We start from the raw sequence: 15,758 nt of genomic DNA, 5'->3' as shown, positions 1-15,758 counted from the left end.
CCCTGCCTTTCTTATCCTACTTGCGCTACGATTTTTTGTGCACCATCAGCCATGGATTCTGCTGCAACGATATTTAAGCCAGACTCACGTAAAATCTGTTTTCCTAAGTCTACGTTTGTACCTTCCAAACGAACTACTAGAGGTACTTCAAGACCAACTTGCTTCGCTGCTTCCACAACACCTGTAGCAATGATGTCACATTTCATAATTCCACCGAAAATGTTAACGAAAATCCCTTTTACATTATCATCAGAAAGGATAATTTTGAAAGCTTCTGTTACTTTCTCAGCAGTAGCTCCGCCCCCAACGTCCAGGAAGTTAGCAGGGTCTCCACCATAATGCTTGATAATATCCATAGTTGCCATCGCAAGTCCGGCACCATTTACCATACATCCGATGTTTCCATCAAGTGAAATGTAGCTTAAATCGTATTTGGAAGCTTCGATTTCTTTTGCATCTTCTTCTTCCAGATCACGGTATTCTAAAATGTCTTTGTGACGGTAAAGTGCATTAGAGTCGAAGTTAAGCTTTGCATCCAACGCCATTACCTTCGCGTCACCAGTCACAACAAGTGGATTGATTTCTGCGATAGAGCAATCTTTCTCGACGAAAGCAGTATAAAGGCTCATCATAAATTTAACCGCTTGTCCAACCAACTCTTTTGGAATGTTAATGTTGAATGCAATACGACGAGCTTGGAAACCTGTTAATCCTACAACAGGATCAACCACTTCTTTGAAGATTTTTTCTGGCGTTTGTTCTGCCACTTCTTCAATTTCTGTTCCGCCTTCTTCCGATGCCATTAACACAACTCGGGATGTTGCACGGTCTAATACAAGTCCGATATAGTATTCTTTCTTGATGTCGCATCCTTCTTCAATAAGTAAGCGTTTTACTTCCTTACCTTCTGGACCCGTTTGGTGAGTAATTAACGTTTTGCCCAGGATTTCACCCGCATATTCACGAACTTCATCCAAGTTCTTGGCAACTTTCACTCCGCCCGCTTTACCGCGGCCTCCAGCGTGAATTTGCGCCTTCACTACACAAACTTCTGTTCCCAGTTCTTTTGCAGCTTCTACTGCTTCTTCAACAGTGAACGCTACTCGGCCATTTGGAACAGCCACCCCGTATTTTCTGAGGATCTCTTTTCCTTGATATTCATGGATATTCATTTCCCATCCTCCAATCTTATGTATAACAGAACATTATTTAAAAATAGACTGCGCTTTCATTTTATTAAATGCGCCATCAAATGTCTACCTTTCTGCAAAAATATTATACTATTTTCAAAAAATTAATAGATTGACATCCTATTTTGTCGAAGAAAAGGTGCCTATTCGCAAATTGACACTTGATTTAACAGATTATTCAATCTATTTTCATTATGTTAAAAAACCTTCACGTGGTGTCTTTCACATTCTTTTTCTCTTCTTTATGAAGGTTATACACATACGCTAAGACCTCCGCTACCACCTCATATAGTTCTTCAGGTATTGTTTCATTTAACTCTAGTTCCATTAAGATTTCCAATAAAGCCTGATCTTCCTGAATGGGGATCTTATGCTTTTTTGCTTCCTCCAAAATGTTTTCAGCTACAAGGCCAGCACCCTTTGCCTGAACAACAGGTGCAACACTTTTATTCTGTTCATACTTGATGGCAACCGCTTTTTTTCTCTTAATGATGTCTTTACTCATATCCGAATGTCCACCCCTTCCTGTGGTGAAGCCAATATCGTCCTTAAATAATCCAACGGTATCCCAGGCGTATTATCCTTTTCCTTATATTCTGTTTTCACATTACTTATTGTATAGCCTATATCAGCAAGCTTCTTCTTTAAAAAAGGGGCGCTCTTTGGCACTAGTGATTCTAGTGCAGGATAAGAATGTTGAAAAGAAATGCTGATCACTTTCCTTTGAACGAGTACGTCCACCATTACAGACGAAAATAGCGGGAGGTCCAGCAAAAGTACTACACGGCAATATTCAGAATCAAGCTCCTCGTTCTTTTTTTTCGAGCTTATATGTACATACCATTCTTTTGATTCATTCTCCATGTTAACTGGAATCGGTAAAAAAACATGATGCAGGTTGCCTTCTTCTCTTGTTAAAAGTTGAAAACTCGTTAATTTGGAAATGAGGTGACCAATGGCAGTTTTTTCTTCAGGGGTTGTTGTCTGGTTCATATAATTCAATAATAATGGCTTCAACTGTTCTAATTTTGCCTCTGATAAAGGCTGGCCATCTCTAATAAAGTTGCCTAAGTTTTGTTCAAAGTTCAATCCAAGTAAGGGGAGTAATTGTTTAATAAATTGCAATGCTTCTGTTTTGGTGTTAAGCGTTTGTGGCAGTTGCATGTTTCGAATGACATCTATGAGTTTTTCCTGAATCGGAGTTGGAAGATTTGCTTTTTCAAGAAAAGTTTCCACTTTGGCAAGATGTTGTAGAGTCGTTTCCTTGTCCGAAAAACTGGTGACCATCATTTGGAGCTTTTCAGATAGGTTTGTAAGTCCGTTTCGCTGGACTAATACTTTGACCAATTCCACTGCTTTATCATTTTGTGTTGGGGGAAGGCTGTCTATTGCCTCTGTGACTTCTTTCAGAGAGGTTGAAGGCATCTTCCCCCCTATTTGGGTTATAAGCGCCTGAGTGCTTTCCTGCGGTGTTTGTGAAGCCGCAGAGATAGGTGTTGTTTGGTTTTTGGGGGTTCCGATTCCAGCACCTAAATGTAAAATGTTCATAGCTAACTCCTTTTAGTCAACCATTTCCTTTACCGGTGAGAATGATCGACGATGTTCTCGGGTCACCCCTACTTCTTCTAAAGCGATTAGATGCTCACGGGTTCCGTATCCCATATTTTTATCAAAGCCATATTGAGGAAATTCATTTGCAAGGTTTTTCATATACGTATCCCTTGTTTCTTTAGCCAAAACAGATGCTGCTGCGATGGATATACTTGTGGCATCCCCTTTTATGATGGAAGTTTGCGCAATATCTACGTCTAGTTTCATTGCATCTATTAAGAGGTGATCAGGTGTGTTAGAAAGGTTATTTACTGCTTCCATCATCGCAAGCTTTGTAGCTTCGTAAATATTCACCTTATCGATATCGCTCGGCATGACAATACCTATTCCGTAACTAATAGCATTCTCTTTAATATATTCATAAAAAATTTCTCTTTTTTGCGGGCTGAGTTTTTTTGAGTCTGTAAGTCCGGGCAGCTGAAATTCTTCTGGCAAAATTACCGCCGCTGCAACTACAGGACCGGCCAGAGGACCTCGACCGACTTCATCTATTCCCGCAATAAACCTAGAGCCCTTCTCCCAAAGAGCAACTTCATACTTTTGCATCTCTTTGAACTGATCTATAAGCTTCTGTTTTTCCTGTGCGCGCTTTTCCCATCTGCGTAAAAGCACTTGTACACCTTTACGTTCATCATCCTTTATTGAAACGATGAAAGGGTCTTGCTCATTTTCCGTTTTTGCTAATATTTGTTCTATCTCTTTTATCGACAGCTTTGCCACATTTTCCACTCCATTTTCCCAAAAGAAAAAGGCTGCACGGATGACAGCCTTTTTCTAAAGTTTTTCTGGTCTTTCTAAACTGATTTTCCCAAGTTTCTCTGAACGTATTTCACGAATAACCAATTCGGCGGTCTTATCATAATCGATATGTCCACCACTCATCTTACAGCCGCGTTTAGAGCCTATTGCGTCAAAAAGTTCGACAATATCCTCAGGTATTTCTTCAAGACCGTAACGCTCTTTCAATCTTTCGGGATAAGCGTCAGTCAAAAATCTTAAAGCAAATACAGCAATATCCTGTAGATTAATGATTGTATCTTTAATGGCACCTGTGGTTGCTAAACGGTAGCCAACTTCTTGATCTTCGAATTTTGGCCAGAGAATTCCAGGCGTATCAAGTAGTTCTAATTCTTTCCCGACTTTGACCCATTGCTGAGCTTTTGTGACACCAGGCCTATCTCCTGTTTGAGCGATATTTTTCTTCGCCAGCCTGTTAATCAGCGTTGATTTTCCGACATTGGGGATCCCCACTATCAAAGCTCTGATTGCTCTTGGTCTAATTCCGCGAGATTGCATTTTATCAAACTTTTCTTTTAACAGCTCTTTGGATAATGATGCAATCTGTTGAATCCCTTTACCAGTTTGGGAGTCAATGGCAATCGCTTTTGTAGATGAACCTGGGAGATTGAAATAGTCAAGCCATTCCCGAGTTATCTTAGCATCTGCCATATCTGCTTTGTTAAGCAGTATGATTCTTGGCTTATTGGAAATGATTTCGTCGATCATTGGATTTCGTGATGAAACGGGGATTCGCGCATCTACCAATTCATAGACGATATCAATCAATTTAAGTTTTTCTGTTACTTGTCTTCGGGCTTTCGCCATATGCCCGGGAAACCATTGTATTGTCATGAGAATTGCCTCCTGAAGTCCTTGCAAAAAACATATATTTTAAATTTCGTTATACACCGCTGTTGATTTCGCTTTTTGCTCCAATCAACTGGCTAGGTGTTATTTTACCATTCTTAGGTCTGATAGTGGCCAGTAGACAATATTGGTTTTGCCTAGTACTTCTTCTTGCGGCACTGTTCCGATATGACGGCCATCCTTTGAGAATCTGCGGTTATCTCCCATTACAAAGAGATGACCTTCTGGTACTTCTTTAAGGCCTGTCTTTTCTTCCAATGTGAAATCTTCCGTTAACGGGCCATCAGGATACTGAGCCTTATAGCTGTCTAAATATGGCTCTTCATATGCTTCTCCGTTGATATACAAGACATCATCCCGATATTCTACTTCGTCGCCCGGCAAACCGATGACACGTTTAATATAGTCTTTATCTTCTGTTGCATGGAACACCACGATGTCAAATCGTTCCGGTTCTCCAATCTGATATCCAATCTTGTTCACAATCATTCTATCCTGATTATGCAGAGTCGGCATCATGGAATCACCATCCACCACAATTGGTGCAAAAAAGAAATAACGTATTGCTGCTGCAAGAATTACTGCGATAGCTAAGGCTTTTACCCATTCCCAAAGCTCATTTTTAGAACGTGCCATATCTGTTCCTCCGCCGTTTTCATTATGTTCTCTTATTTAATGAGAATTTATATGTAATTCTACTTCAATTATATACCTTGTTTTTGTTTAAACAAAACTATAGATATTGCGCAGCCATTTTTTTAGTAAAAAAAGAGAGCTTGTCTCCAAGCTCCCCCTTTGAATTATCGAATCTCTTTGATACGCGCTTTTTTACCACGTAATGCACGTAGGTAGTAAAGTTTCGCACGACGTACTTTACCACGACGAACTACATCAATTCCCTCAATTTTAGGGGAATGAAGTGGGAATGCACGCTCAACTCCAACACCGTAAGAGATCTTACGAACTGTGAAAGTTTCGCTGATTCCGCCGCCACGACGTTTGATTACTACTCCTTCATACACCTGAATACGCTCACGCGTTCCCTCTACAACCTTAACGTTAACACGTACAGTGTCACCAGGACGGAAAGAAGGAAGATCAGTTTTCAACTGCTCTTGAGTAATATCTTGGATTAATTTTTGCATAGTTTTCTGCTCCTTTTCCACAGATGCTCATACCATACTTATTTGATGCAGCGGAACATCGTTTTTAGACATAGCGATAGCTAAGTCACAAAGAGTATAATAGCATATTAGAAAAATAAAATCAATATGCCTTATCCTCTTTTTTTATTTCACTAAGCCATTCTTGTTGCTGAATTGTTAATGGATACTCATCAAATAAGTCTGGTCTTCTGTTCCAAGTTCTTCTGATAGACTCTTTTGTCCGCCATTCTTCAATATGTGCATGATTTCCTGAGAGAAGAACATCTGGCACTTTCATGCCCCGAAAATCAGCCGGTCTTGTATAATGTGGGTGTTCAAGTAACCCGGTACTAAAGCTATCCTGTTCATGGGAAGCCGCTTTTCCTAATACATCTGGAAGCAAACGAACTACACTGTCTACAATGACCATTGAAGCTAGTTCCCCTCCAGTAAGAACATAATCGCCAATTGAAATCTCGTCTGTAACAACATGCTCTCTAATTCGTTCGTCATAGCCCTCGTAATGACCGCAAATGAATATCAGATGCTCTTCTTGTGCGAGTTCTTCTGCTTTCTTTTGCGTGTAACGCTCACCCTGAGGACACATCAGAATAACTCTCGGCTTTTTGACAGCTTGATTTGCCTCTGTAAGGGATGAAACGGCATCAAAGATCGGTTGAGCTTTAAGCACCATTCCAGCTCCACCTCCATAAGGGTAGTCATCGACTGTCTTATGTTTGTTATCCGCGTATTCTCTGAAATCGGTCACTCTGTATTGAACGGCTCCTTTCTCCGCAGCTTTGTTCAAAATGGAGGACCCGAGTACTCCTGTAAACATTTCCGGAAAAATGGAAAGAATATCAATCTTCATCTTAAAACAGCCCTTCTAATGGCTCTATGATAATTGTCTTCTCTTTAACATCCACTTTCTTTACTACTTGATCAATATAAGGGATTAATATGTCCTTCCCTTTCTTTGCCTTAATCACCCAGACATCGTTTGCTCCTGGTGTCAGTACTTCCTTAACTGTGCCTATCTCCTCCATCGTTTCCTGAAGGATTACTTTACAGCCAACTATTTCATGGAAGTAATATTCTCCTTCTTCCAGCTCACCTAGTTGGTCTTCTGGAACCTTAACAATGGCTCCTTTGAATTTTTCCACTTCGTTTACATTATGGAATCCTTCAAATGTGAGAAGGTCGAAGGATTTATGTACTCTTCTAGTTGCTACTTTAACTTCTACTGGTTCCTTTTCATTTGGTAAGAATAAGTAGAGGAGATTTCCTTTTTTATAACGTTCATCAGGAAAATCTGTTCTGGAAACGACACGAACCTCACCTTTTATTCCGTGTGTATTCACTAGCTTACCTACATTAAACCATTTTGACATTTTAAGCACCTCCACGCGTAACAACGCTTATCTTCTATATAAATAGAGTACCCTCAAAGAGTTTCTCTTACCTATTTAATCAAAAAGAAAAGGGGAAGCATAAAAGCCTCCCCCTACTCCATAATCTCTAATTGTACTCGTTTATTCTCGTGAGAAGCAGCAGCGAACAAAACTGTCCGGATTGCTTTTGCAATTCTACCCTGCTTGCCAATCACTTTCCCTAAATCATCTTGATGTACAGTAAGTTGGTACGTAAGAACATTACCTGTTTCTTTTTCCGTAACCACTACATTTTCTGGATGATCTACTAACGACGTCACAATTGTTTGGATTAGTTCTGTCATTTTGCCTCTTACTTACCTAATTTGGCATTGTGGAATTTTTCCATAATACCTTCGTTAGAGAAAAGGTTACGAACTGTGTCAGAAGGCTTCGCGCCATCTTGTAACCATTTAAGAGCTAGTTCTTCATTGATCTTAACTTCAGCTGGTTGCATTACAGGGTTGTAAGTTCCAACTGTTTCAATGAAACGTCCGTCACGAGGAGAACGAGAATCTGCTACTACAATACGATAGAATGGGGATTTTTTAGAACCCATACGTTTTAAACGAATTTTTACTGCCATTTAATATAGCACCTCCGAAAATATTTCACACAAGATAGTATGATAACAAGTAGTTACTTGTTTGTAAAGTGTTTTTTCTTGTCACTTTATTTATTAAGAGAAAAAATGCTGTGGATGCTTACATGAAAGGAAATTTGAAGCCACCTTTTTTGCCTTTTCCTTTTTGCATGCTTGTCATCTGCTTCATCATTTTTTTCATCTCTTCAAATTGTTTAAGTAGACGGTTTACTTCCTGGATAGGTCGCCCGCTACCTTTTGCTATCCGCTTTTTGCGGCTTGCATTAATCAAATCTGGATTATCTTTCTCTGCTTTAGTCATCGATTGAATAATTGCCTCAACATGACCAATCTGTTTTTCATCCACCTGGACATTTTTTAAGCCTTTCATCTTGTTGGCTCCAGGTATCATTCCAAGAATTTCATCAAGAGGCCCCATGTTTCTCACTTGGCCAAGCTGTTCCAGGAAATCATCAAACGTAAAGTTCATCGTACGCAGCTTCTGTTCAAGCTCCTTGGCTTTCTCTTCGTCTACATTCGATTGTGCTTTCTCAATTAGAGTCAGCACATCTCCCATACCTAAAATACGAGAGGCCATACGTTCAGGGTGAAAAGGTTCGATGGCATCCAATTTTTCTCCCATACCAATATACTTGATTGGGGTATTGGTTACCGCCTTAACAGATAATGCAGCTCCACCTCGAGTATCTCCATCAAGTTTTGTTAATACAACTCCAGTCAAGCCAAGCTGTTCATTGAAGCTTTGCGCTACATTTACAGCATCTTGTCCTGTCATTGCATCTACAACAAGGAAGATCTCATCTGGGTTGGAGATTTCTTTCACCTGCTTTAACTCGTCCATTAAGTTTTCATCCACATGCAAACGTCCGGCAGTATCGATCAGCACATAGTCATGATGCTCATCTTTCGCTTTTTGGATGGCTTGCTTTGCGATTTCAACGGGACTTACCTGATCTCCTAGTGAGAAAACAGGCATACTGAGTTGTTTTCCAAGTGTTTCAAGCTGTTTTATAGCTGCCGGTCGGTAAATATCTGCTGCAACTAGAAGCGGCTTTCTATTGTGCTTTTTGCGCAATAGGTTTGCAAGCTTTCCGGTTGTCGTCGTTTTACCAGCACCTTGTAGACCTACCATCATGATGACGGTTGGAGGTCGGCTGCTGACAGCGATTTTACTTTGCTCTCCGCCCATAAGCGCGGTGAGTTCTTCTTTTACCACTTTAATTACTTGCTGACCGGGTGTAAGACTTTTCATGACTTCTTGTCCAACTGCACGTTCATTCACGCGTTTTACAAAGTCTTTCACTACTTTGAAGTTAACATCCGCTTCTAGTAAAGCCAGTCGAACTTCACGCATCATTTCTTTAACGTCTTGTTCACTTACTTTTCCTTTTCCACGGATCTTCTGTATCGTATTTTGCAAACGGTCGGCTAAACCTTCAAATGCCATGTATGCCGCCCCCTAATCTAATTTCTCAAGCGACTCGATCAGCGCTAAAAGAGACTTACCGTTAAGCGGACTTTCCGCCTTTTCGGCTTCGTCCTTCATCTGCTGCAAAAGCGACTGCCGCTCTTGAAACTTTTGAAATAACAAAAGCTTTTCTTCATATTGCTCAAGCATCTGTTCTGTACGTTTTATGTTATCATACACTGCTTGACGACTTATGTTATATTCCTCTGCTATCTCACCAAGGGAGTGATCATCTAAGTAATACAAAGACATATAGCTTCGTTGCTTTGGTGTTAACAACGACTGATAGAAATCATAAAGATAGTTCATTCTCGTTGTTTTTTCAAGCATCCTCTTCACTCTCCCTTGTTAAGTGAAATGCCTTTACAATAGCTTAGTTTACAGGTTGAGATAGGGAATGTCAAGTTTTTTTCTTGACCTTGGGAAATGCAATAATATAAAAAAATAGACCAATAGTTGGTTAGGTGATCGTAGCTGTTCCTTTCCGCAATTGGCTTCGCTTTCCGCGGGACGGTGCTTGAGCCTCCTCACTTCGTTGCGGGGTCTCAACCTACCGTTTCTCCCCCGCTGGAGTCTCCGCCATTTGCTCCAATTCACAGCTGGAAATTACTCAAAAGAAGGGTAATCACTTTTTCAGTTAACCCGGGTAATTGCCCATTCATAGAACCTCAGGTGAATGAAGTAACTTTGTTGATTGGAGCGGAAGGCGCGCAGACGCCCGCGGGAAGAAGGGACAGGGGAGACCCTGCAGGCGAAGACGAGGAGGCTCCCGGACCGCCCGCAGGCAAGCGAAGCGCCTGGAACGGAAATAAACAGGTTCACATCTTCTCTACTCTTCTCTACTAAAAAGCCGCCCTTCTGATTTGAGGGGCGGCGGTAATGGATATCGTTTTTAGCTTTCTTGTGCTTCTTCTTTTTCCATCATGTCTGCAAATAACCCGTACACATATTGCTCGGCATTAAATTCTTGCAGGTCTTCTGCTTTTTCACCTAAACCAACAAACTTGACCGGAATCTTCATTTCATTCCGGATTGCAAGAACGATTCCGCCCTTTGCAGTGCCGTCAAGCTTTGTCAAAACGATTCCTGTAACATTTGTTGCTTCAGAAAAGATTTTCGCCTGGCTTAATGCATTCTGGCCAGTCGTTGCATCCAAGACAAGCAACACTTCATGTGGTGCACCTGGAACCTCACGCTCAATGACACGCTTCACCTTTTCAAGTTCCTTCATTAAATTGACCTTGTTTTGAAGTCGACCTGCTGTATCACAAAGCAGTACATCAACTTTACGAGCTTTAGCCGCTTGGAGGGCATCATACATAACAGCTGCTGGATCTGAACCCTCTGATTGCTTGATCACATCCACACCAACACGCTGGCCCCATACTTCAAGCTGGTCGATAGCACCGGCACGGAATGTATCTCCCGCTGCAAGAAGAACACTTTTCCCCTCTTCTTTCAACTTCTTAGCGATCTTTCCTATAGATGTCGTTTTTCCTACCCCGTTTACCCCTACAACTAGAACAACCGTTAAGCCTTCTTGTTGAAAGTTGATGGTCGGAGAGACGTCATCTCCAGCTTGATAGATTTCCACCAACTTTTCAGAAATAACACTTTGAACTTCACGGGGATCTTGGATATTGCGTCGTTTCACTTCCATTCTAAGTTCGTCAATTAATTCCATCACGGTGTTAACGCCAACATCTGCCCCGATTAAGATTTCCTCCAACTCTTCAAAGAAATCCTCATCCACTTTGCGGTAGCGAGCGACAAGATCATTTACTTTACCAGAGAAAGAATCGCGAGTTTTCGTTAATCCTTCTCGGAATTTTTCTGTTACGGAATCTGTTTGGGTGGTAAGTTTTTCTTTCAATTTTTTAAAGAAACTCATTTTCTCATTCTCTTCCTCTCTATTTAACAAGTTCTTTGGATTCTTCTAACCGGACTGAGACCAATTTAGAGACACCGGATTCTTGCATCGTAACCCCGTAAAGGACGTCACTGAATTCCATTGTTCCCTTGCGGTGGGTGATGACAATGAATTGGGTTTCTTCACTGAACTGTTTTAAATATTGGGCAAAACGGTGGACGTTTGCTTCATCAAGGGCCGCTTCTACTTCATCGAGGATGCAAAACGGTACAGGTCTTACCTTTAGGATGGAAAACAACAGGGCTATTGCGGTTAGCGCTCTTTCTCCTCCTGATAAGAGACCTAGATTTTGCAGTTTTTTACCTGGCGGTTGTGCCACAATATCTACACCTGTATTTAGCATATCTGAAGGATCTGTTAACACAAGATCTGCCCTTCCCCCTCCAAATAACGAGCGGAACACATCGTGAAAATGTGCACGAATATTAGTGAAGGTCGTTTCAAAACGCTTTTTCATTTCCTCATCCATCTCACCGATGACTTGGAACAAGGTGTCTTTTGCTTCTTGAAGATCATCCTTTTGTTCTTTTAGGAATGTATATCGCTCGCTTACTCGATCATATTCCTCAATTGCAGCGATATTGACTGTGCCAAGCTCCTCGATGGCAAGCTTGATCAGCTTTAACTTTTTACGCGCTTCTTCTATCTCCATCTCAAGTGGATAATCTGCTTTGGCCGCTTCAAAGGATAGCATATACTCTTCCCTTAAATGCTGAAGTCTATTATCTAATTCCACATCCAGACGGTTCAGTTTCACTTCTTCCGCCTTCAAAACTTCAGTAAGCTGTTTATACTGTCTTTTTAAATCTTTCAGTTCCAGCTCTTCCTGTTCCACCTTTTCGTGGTAAGAAAGCCTTTCTGCACGGCGTTCTGCTATTAGCTTCATGGTGGTATTTTTGTCTTGTAACTTTTCAGCCGCAGCCACTTCCAGTTTTTGTTCACCTGAAGAATTATCATTCATTTCACTTTGTAAAAGAGACAAGTCTTCTTTAATATCAGTCAATCTTTCCGAGGCTTGTTCAAGATCTGTTTCAATAGTATCCACTTTTTCAGATTGATTAGTAAGTTTTTCTTTTTTACTCGCATAATCAACTTTAAGTTGTGTTAGCTCATTTTGTACAGTCTCTCTGTTTGCATGTTGCTCCAACCTTAGGGAATTAAGATCGGCAATCTCTTTGTCCAGAGCTGCAATCTGCCTTCCCACCGTCTTCAGCTCATCATCTAGCTTTGCTTTCTTCTTGATGGCATCCGTCATGGAAATGGTGAGTTGTTGCTTTTCATAGTCGTATAAACTCAAATGCTCATTGACGTTTTTCTCTTCCAGTTCCACTTCTCGAAGAAGGCTTGCAACCTGTTGTTCTTTATATCTTAGTTCCTCGCCAATTCCCTTTAATTCTAAAACTTGAGACTCTTTTTCTTCTATTTTCCTCTTAAGTGTTTTGACCTGATCTTCAAGCAGGGCAGTTTTATTCTCCATCTCTTCCAGTTTAGCTGAAATAGAATCCAGTTCACGCCCTCGACTTAGGAGTGAATTAGATTTTTGTTTAACAGCACCACCAGTCATAGAACCACCTGGGTTTACCACATCTCCTTCTAATGTTACGATGCGGTATCGGTGTTGAAGAATTCCCGCTAAAGCATTGGCTCCTTTTAGATCTTTCGCGATGACAATGGTACCCAAGAGGTTGTTGACGATATTTTCGTAAGAAGGGTCATATTCCACAAGTGAAGCGGCAATCCCTACGAAAGCTTCGTGTTGATTAATCTGATTCACTTGATAGTCTGATAATGTCCTAGGTTTCATGACCGTCATTGGCAGGAACGTCGCTCGGCCAAACCCGTTCTTTTTCAAGTATTGGATCGATGTTCTTGCATTTTGCTCATTATCCACGACAATATGTTGCGTTGCACTGCCAAGGGCAATCTCAATTGCCGTTTCCACATCCTGATTTACTTGAATGAGTTCCGCAACAGCCCCTTTAATTCCAGTAAGCTTATTCTCATCTCTAGCTTTCAGTATTTCTTTAACACCTTGAAAAAATCCTGTAAAGTCCCCCTGCATGGTTTCAAGCATTTCTTTTCGTGCTCGTGTTTGCTGTAAGAATTGGTATGCTTGATACAAGGTAGTTTCTTTCTTCTGATAGGATTGCTTAAATTGTTCCAGGTTAGCTTGCTCAGTCCTGTAGCGGTCCACCGTTTGATTTAACTCTTCTTGTACCTGTTTATGATCAGAAAGTACCTTTTCTTTTTTCTGTTGAGTATTGGCCCTGAGGTCGACATATTTTCTGTTCCCCTCATCAAGACGGGTAACTTTCATACCTTCTTGCTTTTCTTGTTGCTCCAGATAGGAAATTTCATTGCGAAAGGATGCCTGTTTGTTTAAAAGTTCAATATAGTCACTTTTTAAGGCGTCAATTTTACCTTCGATATTTTGGTCAAACTGTTCGTTTATCACCTGTTTTTCCTTGAGTTGTTGCTCTGTTAATACCAACTCTTGTCGAAGGGTATTCAAAAGGTGCTTTTCGCTTTCTAATCTTTGCTTTTGCACATTGATAAATTCAACAAGTTCCACCGATGAACTTTCTAATTGGGCACGGTTTGTTGTAGCATTCTTTTTTCGTTCTTTAAGAACTTCTTTTCTTCCTTCCAGTTTCTCCAGTTCTGAACTAGCCACTAAAAGGGCTTGTTGCAAGGAATCAATGGATTCATCCAAAGCAGCCACTTGGTCCTTATACTTTTCAAGTGTTGCTTCTTTTTGACTCAACTCAGAAGATAGTACAAGCTCTTTTTCGGTACTGTTTTTGACTTCTTGAGAATTTTGTTCCCATTTTTGATGAAGGTCTTCAATTTCGTGCACCGTTACGCCTACTTCTATCTGCTCAAGCTCTTCTTTTTTCTCCAGATAATCTTTGGCAATGGAGGCCTGTATCTTTAATGGCTCCACTTGCCCTTCCAGCTCATGTAAAATATCTGATACCCGGTTAAGATTCTCTTGGGTATCCATAAGTTTACTTTCCGCTTTCTTTTTTCTGGATTTGTATTTAAGCACGCCAGCTGCTTCTTCAAAAATGCTTCGACGCTCTTCTGATTTACTGCTCAGTATCTCTTCCACTTTCCCTTGACTAATGATGGAAAAGGCTTCCTTTCCAAGTCCGGAATCCATGAAAAGGTCTACTATGTCTTTTAATCTGCAAGTTTGTTTATTTATCAGAAATTCACTGTCACCAGATCTTAGCGCCCTTCTTGTAACGCTCACTTCCATATAATCTATTGGCAAGATGCGATTACTATTGTCTAGGGTCAGTGTAACCTCTGCCATATTTAACGCTCTTCTGCTATCACTGCCGGCAAAAATGATATCTTCCATTTTGGAGCCGCGAAGGGATTTGGCTGACTGTTCTCCCAGCACCCATCTGATGGCATCGATAATATTACTTTTTCCGCTTCCGTTCGGACCTACAACGGCTGTGACACCTGGTACGAAATCAACGGATATTTTTTCAGCAAACGACTTAAAACCAACTACTTCCAATCGTTTGAGGTACATATTCCTCACCTCGTTTAGTTTCTTAAACTAATATAATAATGACTCCATAGTACGCCGCTGTTAATTTCCGCAAATAGCTTCGCTTTCCGCGGGGCGACCTTGTGCCTCCTCGGCAAGCCTGCGGGGTCTCAACATTGTCGCTACTCCCCCGCTGGAGTCTTCGCCTTTTGCTCCAATTAACAGCTAGAAGTCTTTTACAATTATGCGGACTTTATGTAACAGAAAGTAAGCGATCCTTAAGGTATATTGAGACACCAAGGGATCGCCTACCTTCACTTTCTGACTTTTTTTAGTTTCTGCAGAGCAAATTGAGCAGCATGTTGTTCTGCTTCTTTTTTAGAACGGCCGACTCCAATACCCATCTCTTCTTTATTCAAAGAAACTTTTGACACAAATTCACGGTTGTGGGCTGGGCCTTTTTCTTCGAGCACTTCATACTCAATTATTCCAAGCGCGTTGCGTTGTATCATCTCTTGCAGTTGACTTTTGAAATCCATCACATGAGAAAAAGCACCTTCGTTAATTTTAGGGTACACATACTTTTCAAGGAATTGGAAAACGGTATCTAAGCCAAGATCCAGATACAAGGCGCCAATAAATGCCTCAAATACATCGGCAAGCAGTGCTGGTCTCGCTCTTCCACCTGTAATTTCTTCTCCTTTACCGAGCAGTACATATTGTCCGAACGAAAGATCATTGGCGAATGAAACCAAAGAAGGTTCACATACAATAGACGCTCTTAGTTTTGTTAATTGACCTTCACTCATCATTGGGTATTTTTTATATAGAAATTGAGAAATGGTCAACTCTAAAACAGCGTCACCTAAAAACTCCAAACGCTCATTGTCCTCGTAGGGCTTTCTGCGATGCTCATTCACATAGGATGAATGGGTGAAAGCTTGATATAAAAGTTTCTCATTATGAAACTTAACTCCTAATTTTTCTTGAAGCATAACAAAATTCTTTTTTGTTGCTTCGTTTTTCATTTCATTTATTCTACTTCTGTTTCTGGTCATGTAAAGGAGCCTCCAACATACAATCTTCTTTCACTAAGATGGCAACGTTCTTCTTTTTGATGATGAAAGTTGTATAACATTACTATTTTAACAAATTATTTAGAGGATACAAATAGCAACTTGCTTGAAATAATGTATATTCCGTAATCTTTTGTTGCTAAAAGGTATTT

16 protein-coding genes are annotated in these 15,758 nt (G+C 40.7%); all 16 read right to left on the bottom strand.

The features are described 5' to 3' along the window. Nucleotides 1-11: 11 nt before the first annotated feature. The 16 genes from sucC to rnc all read right to left on the bottom strand — a co-directional run bounded on the left by sucC (nucleotide 12) and on the right by rnc (nucleotide 15,588). On the bottom strand, nucleotides 12-1,172 hold the full coding sequence (gene sucC / locus LC091_RS06670) for an ADP-forming succinate--CoA ligase subunit beta (protein WP_010193405.1): 1,161 nt from the start codon (nucleotides 1,170-1,172) through the stop codon (nucleotides 12-14). A 226-nt stretch (nucleotides 1,173-1,398) separates the two neighbouring features. Beyond that, complete coding sequence (locus tag LC091_RS06665; RefSeq protein WP_226681259.1) at nucleotides 1,399-1,695, bottom strand: EscU/YscU/HrcU family type III secretion system export apparatus switch protein; 297 nt, start codon at nucleotides 1,693-1,695, stop codon at nucleotides 1,399-1,401. Further along, nucleotides 1,692-2,738 (bottom strand): hypothetical protein, encoded by a 1,047-nt coding sequence (locus LC091_RS06660; RefSeq protein ID WP_226681258.1) that lies wholly within the window; start codon nucleotides 2,736-2,738, stop codon nucleotides 1,692-1,694. The genes LC091_RS06665 and LC091_RS06660 overlap by 4 nt, the downstream gene beginning before the upstream one ends. Before the next feature lie 12 nt (nucleotides 2,739-2,750). Then, complete coding sequence (locus LC091_RS06655; protein WP_226681257.1) at nucleotides 2,751-3,521, bottom strand: ribonuclease HII; 771 nt, start codon at nucleotides 3,519-3,521, stop codon at nucleotides 2,751-2,753. A gap of 54 nt (nucleotides 3,522-3,575) precedes the next feature. Continuing rightward, on the bottom strand, nucleotides 3,576-4,433 hold the full coding sequence (gene ylqF / locus LC091_RS06650) for a ribosome biogenesis GTPase YlqF (RefSeq protein ID WP_226681255.1): 858 nt from the start codon (nucleotides 4,431-4,433) through the stop codon (nucleotides 3,576-3,578). A gap of 99 nt (nucleotides 4,434-4,532) precedes the next feature. Continuing rightward, nucleotides 4,533-5,084 (bottom strand): signal peptidase I, encoded by a 552-nt coding sequence (gene lepB / locus LC091_RS06645; RefSeq protein WP_226681253.1) that lies wholly within the window; start codon nucleotides 5,082-5,084, stop codon nucleotides 4,533-4,535. Between the two features lie 164 nt (nucleotides 5,085-5,248). Continuing rightward, nucleotides 5,249-5,593: a 50S ribosomal protein L19 gene (gene rplS, locus LC091_RS06640; RefSeq protein ID WP_010193413.1), complete on the bottom strand. Its 345-nt coding sequence runs from the start codon at nucleotides 5,591-5,593 to the stop codon at nucleotides 5,249-5,251. Between the two features lie 121 nt (nucleotides 5,594-5,714). Continuing rightward, entirely contained in the window at nucleotides 5,715-6,464 is a 750-nt protein-coding gene (gene trmD / locus LC091_RS06635; protein WP_226681252.1) for a tRNA (guanosine(37)-N1)-methyltransferase TrmD, read from the bottom strand. 1 nt (nucleotide 6,465) lies between these two features. After that, on the bottom strand, nucleotides 6,466-6,984 hold the full coding sequence (rimM, locus tag LC091_RS06630) for a ribosome maturation factor RimM (protein ID WP_226681250.1): 519 nt from the start codon (nucleotides 6,982-6,984) through the stop codon (nucleotides 6,466-6,468). A 113-nt stretch (nucleotides 6,985-7,097) separates the two neighbouring features. Further along, complete coding sequence (locus tag LC091_RS06625) at nucleotides 7,098-7,328, bottom strand: KH domain-containing protein (RefSeq protein WP_060665873.1); 231 nt, start codon at nucleotides 7,326-7,328, stop codon at nucleotides 7,098-7,100. A gap of 8 nt (nucleotides 7,329-7,336) precedes the next feature. Further along, nucleotides 7,337-7,609: a 30S ribosomal protein S16 gene (gene rpsP, locus LC091_RS06620; protein ID WP_148986534.1), complete on the bottom strand. Its 273-nt coding sequence runs from the start codon at nucleotides 7,607-7,609 to the stop codon at nucleotides 7,337-7,339. 118 nt (nucleotides 7,610-7,727) lie between these two features. After that, nucleotides 7,728-9,074: a signal recognition particle protein gene (ffh, locus tag LC091_RS06615; RefSeq protein ID WP_010193421.1), complete on the bottom strand. Its 1,347-nt coding sequence runs from the start codon at nucleotides 9,072-9,074 to the stop codon at nucleotides 7,728-7,730. A 12-nt stretch (nucleotides 9,075-9,086) separates the two neighbouring features. Further along, entirely contained in the window at nucleotides 9,087-9,425 is a 339-nt protein-coding gene (locus LC091_RS06610) for a putative DNA-binding protein (protein ID WP_226681247.1), read from the bottom strand. Between the two features lie 562 nt (nucleotides 9,426-9,987). Next, nucleotides 9,988-10,986 (bottom strand): signal recognition particle-docking protein FtsY, encoded by a 999-nt coding sequence (ftsY, locus tag LC091_RS06605; protein ID WP_226681245.1) that lies wholly within the window; start codon nucleotides 10,984-10,986, stop codon nucleotides 9,988-9,990. A gap of 19 nt (nucleotides 10,987-11,005) precedes the next feature. Then, nucleotides 11,006-14,572 (bottom strand): chromosome segregation protein SMC, encoded by a 3,567-nt coding sequence (gene smc, locus LC091_RS06600; RefSeq protein WP_226681243.1) that lies wholly within the window; start codon nucleotides 14,570-14,572, stop codon nucleotides 11,006-11,008. 272 nt (nucleotides 14,573-14,844) lie between these two features. Continuing rightward, the gene (gene rnc / locus LC091_RS06595) at nucleotides 14,845-15,588 is read right to left on the bottom strand and encodes a ribonuclease III (protein ID WP_404819666.1); all 744 of its coding nucleotides are present in this window, start codon (nucleotides 15,586-15,588) and stop codon (nucleotides 14,845-14,847) included. Nucleotides 15,589-15,758: the final 170 nt, after the last annotated feature.

Origin of the sequence: Sutcliffiella horikoshii (genome assembly GCF_020524325.1) — a bacterium.
GTDB classification, from domain to species: Bacteria; Bacillota; Bacilli; order Bacillales; family Bacillaceae_I; genus Sutcliffiella_A; species Sutcliffiella_A horikoshii_D.
The sequence above is the reverse complement of the archived record's forward strand: the minus strand, read 5'-3'. Positions and strand labels throughout refer to the sequence as shown.